General features: G+C 32.8%; 7 protein-coding genes. 4 read left to right on the top strand and 3 right to left on the bottom strand.

The window, feature by feature from the left end; genetic code table 11:
* The first annotated feature begins 223 nt into the window (after positions 1-223).
* The 3 genes from HNQ80_RS13010 (at position 224) to HNQ80_RS13020 (ending at position 1991) form a co-directional block, all read left to right on the top strand.
* Positions 224-637 (top strand): DJ-1/PfpI family protein, encoded by a 414-nt coding sequence (locus tag HNQ80_RS13010; RefSeq protein WP_184311093.1) that lies wholly within the window; start codon positions 224-226, stop codon positions 635-637.
* Positions 612-776: a hypothetical protein gene (locus HNQ80_RS13015; protein WP_207727000.1), complete on the top strand. Its 165-nt coding sequence runs from the start codon at positions 612-614 to the stop codon at positions 774-776. Before HNQ80_RS13010 ends, HNQ80_RS13015 begins: the two co-directional genes overlap by 26 nt.
* 447 nt (positions 777-1223) lie before the next feature.
* Complete coding sequence (locus HNQ80_RS13020; protein ID WP_184311095.1) at positions 1224-1991, top strand: alpha/beta hydrolase family protein; 768 nt, start codon at positions 1224-1226, stop codon at positions 1989-1991.
* Between the two features lie 418 nt (positions 1992-2409).
* On the opposite strand, the gene HNQ80_RS26680 is transcribed toward HNQ80_RS13020, so the two are convergent.
* From HNQ80_RS26680 to HNQ80_RS13035, 3 genes are all read right to left on the bottom strand, one after another.
* Complete coding sequence (locus HNQ80_RS26680; RefSeq protein WP_184311096.1) at positions 2410-2511, bottom strand: hypothetical protein; 102 nt, start codon at positions 2509-2511, stop codon at positions 2410-2412.
* Positions 2512-2540: 29 nt separating this feature from the next.
* Positions 2541-3245, bottom strand: a complete 705-nt coding sequence (locus tag HNQ80_RS13030) for a YsnF/AvaK domain-containing protein (RefSeq protein ID WP_243183229.1) — start codon at positions 3243-3245, stop codon at positions 2541-2543.
* Between the two features lie 73 nt (positions 3246-3318).
* On the bottom strand, positions 3319-3756 hold the full coding sequence (locus HNQ80_RS13035; RefSeq protein ID WP_184311097.1) for a YsnF/AvaK domain-containing protein: 438 nt from the start codon (positions 3754-3756) through the stop codon (positions 3319-3321).
* Positions 3757-4629: 873 nt separating this feature from the next.
* Here HNQ80_RS13035 and HNQ80_RS13040 point away from each other — a divergent pair.
* A complete protein-coding gene (locus HNQ80_RS13040) occupies positions 4630-5331 on the top strand; it encodes a lysophospholipid acyltransferase family protein (RefSeq protein ID WP_184311098.1) in 702 nt (233 codons plus the stop codon).
* The last annotated feature ends 669 nt before the right edge of the window (positions 5332-6000 follow it).

Below are 6000 nucleotides of genomic sequence, written 5' to 3' on the forward strand. Positions count from 1 at the left end.
AATGGGTGGATATATTAACATTTATCCTAAAGTTCTCAAGACTAACTTGTACATTTTGAAACATTGACCATTAGTAACATCAAACAGGTTACTATAAAAAAGCCTAAATTTTTTATAAACCAGTTAAGAGAAAAAATTATAGAAGGTATTGAAAAATATAAATGAAACGCTGACAATCATATGGCAGAGTTTATGGATTATAATGGTTCTGGAGGTGTGCAAAATGAATATAGCGATTTATTTGTACGATGGGTATTATGAAACAGAACTATGTATTCCTGCTATGCTATTTGCTAAAGAGAATTTATTTACGATAGCTAGTAATCAAGAGATTGTTAATTGCATGGATGGAAGACGTATAATCATTGATTGTCAATTAAAAGATGTAAAGGCAGAAATGATTGATGTATTAATTATTCCTGGAGGTAAACCTATTCTTAAGGATGACATTTTCAAGCTAATTCGAGATTGTGAAAAAAGAGGTGTAATTATTGGAGGAATTTGCGGTGGTGTAGATTATCTTGCTTATGCAGGGATACTTGAAAACCGTAAATATACAAGTTATTATGAGAAGGGAGAAAAATATGATTTTCTACCTGCCTCTGGGGGGGATGACAGGAGAGATGTACGAAAGTGATAGAAACGTTGTTTCTGCTAAGCCGGAGGCTTATTTGGAGTTTGCACTTGAACTCTATAAGTTAAGTGGGAAGCTTTCACCAGACGATGTTTCAAATTATCTAGAATGGTTTAAAAGTCCAAATACATTCCAGTATTAAATAGAAATATGGTAATGACAAAAAGTATGTAAAAAATTTTCAACTTTAAAAAGATGATAATATCTATAGAATTGGTAGACATCATAGAATAAGAATGTCTACCAATTATTTTGGATGCAATATATAAAGGATAGAAATTATTGTAAAATATAAAACACAGAGGGACAAGGGGACAGGTGATGATTTGTCCTAGGGGCAATGGTATATCGAGATGATGATTTCGATGATATATGTTGAGAGGGTTCTAATAAAGTAATCTTATCCAAATTGAAAATCGCACTTACAGCAATACGATGAACGATATCATAAGTAAGTGTAGTTTATAGATACCATTTTACATATAGTGTTGGCGTTTACAATGTACTACTATAAATTAGTGAAAATAAGGGGATGAAAACTGGAGTATTATAAGTGAAAAATACTTGCTAAGAAGGGGGGGATTACATTTTGGTATGGTCAATTTTTAAGCATGAAAACAGTTTTATTACGACCACAAGGGAAGAAATCAATGGAGTTCCGTGTCTGAAACTTAAGCCTAATAATTCCAAAGGTTTGTTGCCAACTGTTATTAATTATCATGGTTGGCATTCAAATAAAGATTTTAAAAGGTTTGAATCATTGGTGATCGCTAGTCATGGATATCAAGTATTCGTGCCTGATGCATTGCATCATGGGGATAAAGATCCTATAGACCATGATGATCCAGAAAACTTAGGTAAATATTTGTGGAAGATAATACTTCAAAGTGTTAAGGAATCCAAAAAATTCATAGAACAGATAATAAACAATCATGAGGCTGACTCTACAAGGATTGGAATTATAGGTGATTCTATGGGTGCAATTACAGCTGGAGGTGTTTTTGTCTATAATCTTGATCTGAAATGCCTCGTTGGATATATTGGAACTTTTGCATGGCAAGAAGCAATTAAAGTAAACCATTTGCCACCAATTAATCAAGGTAATAGAGAATTGATAGAATACTATGATCCTATGAATAATGAAGACAAAATAAAAGACAGAGCTATTTTAATGTTAAATGGTACAGATGATACTTCATTGCCAATTAATAGCCAAAGGGGTTTCTTTAATAAGATGCTCCCTTTATATAAACAAAATACAAGTAAGTTTGAGCTTGTTGAGGTTGCTAATGTAAACCACCTTATAACTACAGGAATGCTAGAAAGGGCAGTAATGTGGTTTAAAGAACATCTTTAACTTTTGGTTTTAGGATGATCGTAAGGGCTACAGTGATATTAAAGATAAGACCATATTCTATCTATTGCGAGCGAAGTGTAGTTCTGTTGCTGCTCCAATCGGGTGTAAACGAATAGACTATGTGCTTACAAGTTACTAGAATAAATTTCTTAACTAGATGCTTTAGAGATATAGTGCTAAGAGAAATTGTTAAATATTTTGTGGGCGAGTAAAATAGAACTCCTATCTGCATAGAAACCACTGCAGATAGGAGCTTTTGTGTCCTGCTTTTTCAATTTAATGAATCTGTTCTGCCAGATTGGAGATCCTTCTATCCAAACCTATAGAATTATTTACACTCCCAACCATGGAACCTATTGCTTTCAAATAAATAGAGCTACTTTTATAATTATTTATGAACTCCTCTATGAGCTGTGTTCTAAAAGTAAGAAAAGCTACGTTTACTACCGTATAGTAATTCGTACTGTTGTAAAGCATAATTATCGGACATCCCAGAGATATAGTCACAAATAACCCGCAATAATAAATGCCTATAATCAGCTTTGCATTTTATTTTGTTTTAGAGCTATTTGATTTATCTCTCACACGTGGGGATCCGGAGACTTTAACTTTGGCCTCATCCCTCTTCAATGTCGCTTCAATGTGTTTTATATCTTCTATATGCTGTTTATATATGGATACATCCTCTAAAGTAACTCTGTATTTTGTGAATTCAACCTGTTCTTCGCTAAGGGGTATACGTATAACTTCTGTGGGTGCATCTTTGTGTTCCGGCCGATCTGAAGCAAGAGTTTTTTTCTCTATTATCAGCTCTTCGTGCATAACAGGTACAGTAAAGCTTTTTTCTTCAGTGAAATTCTCCTTATAAATCTTTACATCTCCTGTTTTTACCCACTTTTTTGCTATATCAAGTTGTTCTTCTTTAATTTGAAGAGTCACATTTTTACTATCGTCATTTATGCTTTGTTTCGTTGTTCTTGTTTCTGGTACATATTCAGCATTTATATTTTCTGTGGAATACAATATCCAAGCTCCTCCCATAAGACCCCCAAGTATGATGCCGAGTAAGGCCCCTGAAATAATTTCATTTACGGGAATTGCTGAAAATACAGTATTGAGCCCAGGGATAATCAAAATACTGGTACTATGAAGGAAACCAACCAATATTCCTACAAGTCCTCCGAGTATTACCCCTGAAATTATATCTTTTAAAGTATATGTTCTTTGATGAGCAACTGATGAGTTTTTTAGCATACTTTTGCCCTCCACATATTTTGAAAAACACCTCACGAATCATAAATAGGATTCGGAGGTGTTTCTTAATTTATTAATCTTGAGTAGTACTATTATCAACTACATCAGGGTTACCGATTTTATTTACGCGAGCTTCTTCTCGTCTAAGGGTTTCCTCTATATGCTCTGTATCTTCTATGACACGTTTGTGAGCCGAAATTTCACCTGTTATTACTGTATGTTTATCTACATTAATCTTCTCTTCGCTGACAGGAATTCGAATGGTTTCTTCGTCAGTGATAGGTGAATCACTTAATTCATTGTCTAGAGTTCTTCTTTCAATTACTACTTCTTCACGTGTTACAGGAACATCAACGATTTTTTGTTCTTCTACAATTTCCTTGCTAAGCTCTACTTCACCTTTTTGAATTCTGCTTTTGTCAATATCAAGCTCTTCTTTGCGGAGACGAAGCTTTGCGGAATCATTAGTAGTTTCATCGCCTTTTCCAAAAATTCCTCCAAATATGCCCATATATAAATACCTCCGTCAATATATTTTTTACCCATTGATATATTTCCCTTCAAATAAATATATTATCCTATTTGAAAATTGGAAGTAAAAGCAATTTTAAAGCTTCGATAATAGCAAATACTGTTATAGTCATTGCCTTAATATTTGCTCTCTATAAGATTGATATATGGATTAACTGGTTAAGTGTTGTAAAATAACAAATCTCAGATATGTAGGTTTCTCGATTCTTTTATTGTAACAAGGAGCTAAATGAAATAGCACATATAATTTGGTTTCTCTATATTAATTTAGCACTGCAAGAAATTTATAAATAGGTGAAATAGAACTCCTATTTGCATAGAACCAATGCCAGATAGGAGTTTTATATGTCAGCCTAAAAATTAGTGCTTAAGGCACTTTTTTATTTTTCATGACAAAATATGACGACGTTATTCTTGATGACAAGATAGAATATAATTAATAAATAATATCATGCCTTAGAGCATGATCCAGACCAGAACGCAGAACTGGCTCTTTATAGTCGAAAGATTCAGTGGATATTCAAGAATTCTAAATATACTCTAAATTGTTCTTTAGGGAATACTTGCTTAGGTGAAAATTTATATGTAAGATAATACCATTTAGATATATAATAATCTTGTATAGGTGGTGTTTGCGACACAGTGATGTCGGGAAGCCTGAAAGTTATATACAATTGCCTATTCATTTCAGAGCTGTTTTCTTGGATCTATATTATTTAGTTGGGAGCTAATTAAGTCTTGTATTCATTCGCAAATCGGAGTCACCTAAATTAGTAGGAATAATTACTGTTAGACATTTTACGTGTTTCAATACATAATTTCAAGTATAGAAACATTCAGGAGGAGTAAGCAAATGATATCCACTATAACGGCAAAAATTATAAATATTTTACCGGATAAATTTGTCACATACATATCTAAAAAAGTCGTTGATAAATACCTAAAAAAATATGCCAATATAAACATAGAGGGAAGTGAAAACTTAAAGGGAATAAAAACACCAACTATTTTTATATGTAATCATTTAAGCAATTCTGATGGATTAGTTTTAGACAAGGCTTTAAAAGAGATTGATCCAACTTTTGTAGCAGGTGTAAAGCTGTCAAATAATGCTGTTACAAGTATAGGGGTTAATGTGATAAAGACTACAAATATAAAACCTAAAACTGCTGATAAAGAGGGTCTTAAGAAAATTATTAAGCTTGTTAACCAAGGGGAAAGTTTATTGATTTTCCCAGAAGGAACTAGAAGTAGAGTTGGTAGTTTGATAGAAGCAAAGAAAGGAATCTTTCTTATAGCAAGAATGACAGGAGCTCCTATTGTACCTATTGGATTATATGGGACAGAACAACTGTTACCTATAAATAAAGAAGGAGATATGGGTGCAGAAACCTTTAATTATGCAGATGTTCATATCAAAATTGGAAAACAATTTGAATTTCCCAAGAGAGCAAAAGAGCAAGATAAAAAAGATTATGAAGACTTTGCCACAAAATATATAATGAAGAAAATAGCAGAATTATTACCTGAGAATTATAGAGGAGTATATAAATAAGTAGACTGAAAACAGTCTAACTGATTAGGTTTCTAACATCATTAGTAATCGGGGTCACCTAAATTAATATCAAAGAAGCAACATTTATTATATAATTATTTTAGCAATATTTGAATCATAGAAAAAAGTTGTTAGGGTAGGCCGTTGGAGTTGAATAGGCAACTATACATAACATTGCATCTTCGCAAGGGTTCGCAGGGTATTCCTATAGGGTCGGCTCACCATATTCCTTCACCGGTGCAAGCGCGCCAAGGAAAAAGGCGTTGAGGGTCCGGTTCAGGAACATCGCAGATGCGAAACCGTTAATGCAACACAAAAGTAATTAAGTAACATTAGCAAGCTCCTGGATATCCAGGAGTTTTTAGTTATGTCCTGTATTGTTACTAAAGGCGTAAAATATTTCAAAATAGATTTACTCTAGAATAAACAAATTTGGAACAAATTATCAATTTAATTGTCTTATTATTAAGAACCAATGAAAGGAGGAGTATTAATACTTAGGAAAGATATATTAAAAAGATGTATAAGGAGCCTTTTAGTAATCACTTCACTAACTACAACAGTTTATAATAAAATGACCTTTACCCAATTTGATGGACACACATCAAAGCTAGTATAATAAAAGTAAGATGGAGGTGTCCTTATGGGTAAGAAAAAAACTTATGATCA

The organism is Anaerosolibacter carboniphilus, assembly GCF_014205875.1.
Lineage (GTDB): Bacteria > Bacillota > Clostridia > Peptostreptococcales > Thermotaleaceae > Anaerosolibacter > Anaerosolibacter carboniphilus.

What these genes read in the sequence shown, in the direction of transcription:
- HNQ80_RS13030 (WP_243183229.1), bottom strand. Translation starts at nt 3,245, where the DNA reads ATGCTAAAAAACTCATCAGTTGCTCATCAAAGAACATATACTTTAAAA.
- HNQ80_RS13015 (WP_207727000.1), top strand. Translation starts at nt 612, where the DNA reads ATGACAGGAGAGATGTACGAAAGTGATAGAAACGTTGTTTCTGCTAAG.
- HNQ80_RS13010 (WP_184311093.1), top strand. Translation starts at nt 224, where the DNA reads ATGAATATAGCGATTTATTTGTACGATGGGTATTATGAAACAGAACTA.
- HNQ80_RS13035 (WP_184311097.1), bottom strand. Translation starts at nt 3,756, where the DNA reads ATGGGCATATTTGGAGGAATTTTTGGAAAAGGCGATGAAACTACTAAT.
- HNQ80_RS13040 (WP_184311098.1), top strand. Translation starts at nt 4,630, where the DNA reads ATGATATCCACTATAACGGCAAAAATTATAAATATTTTACCGGATAAA.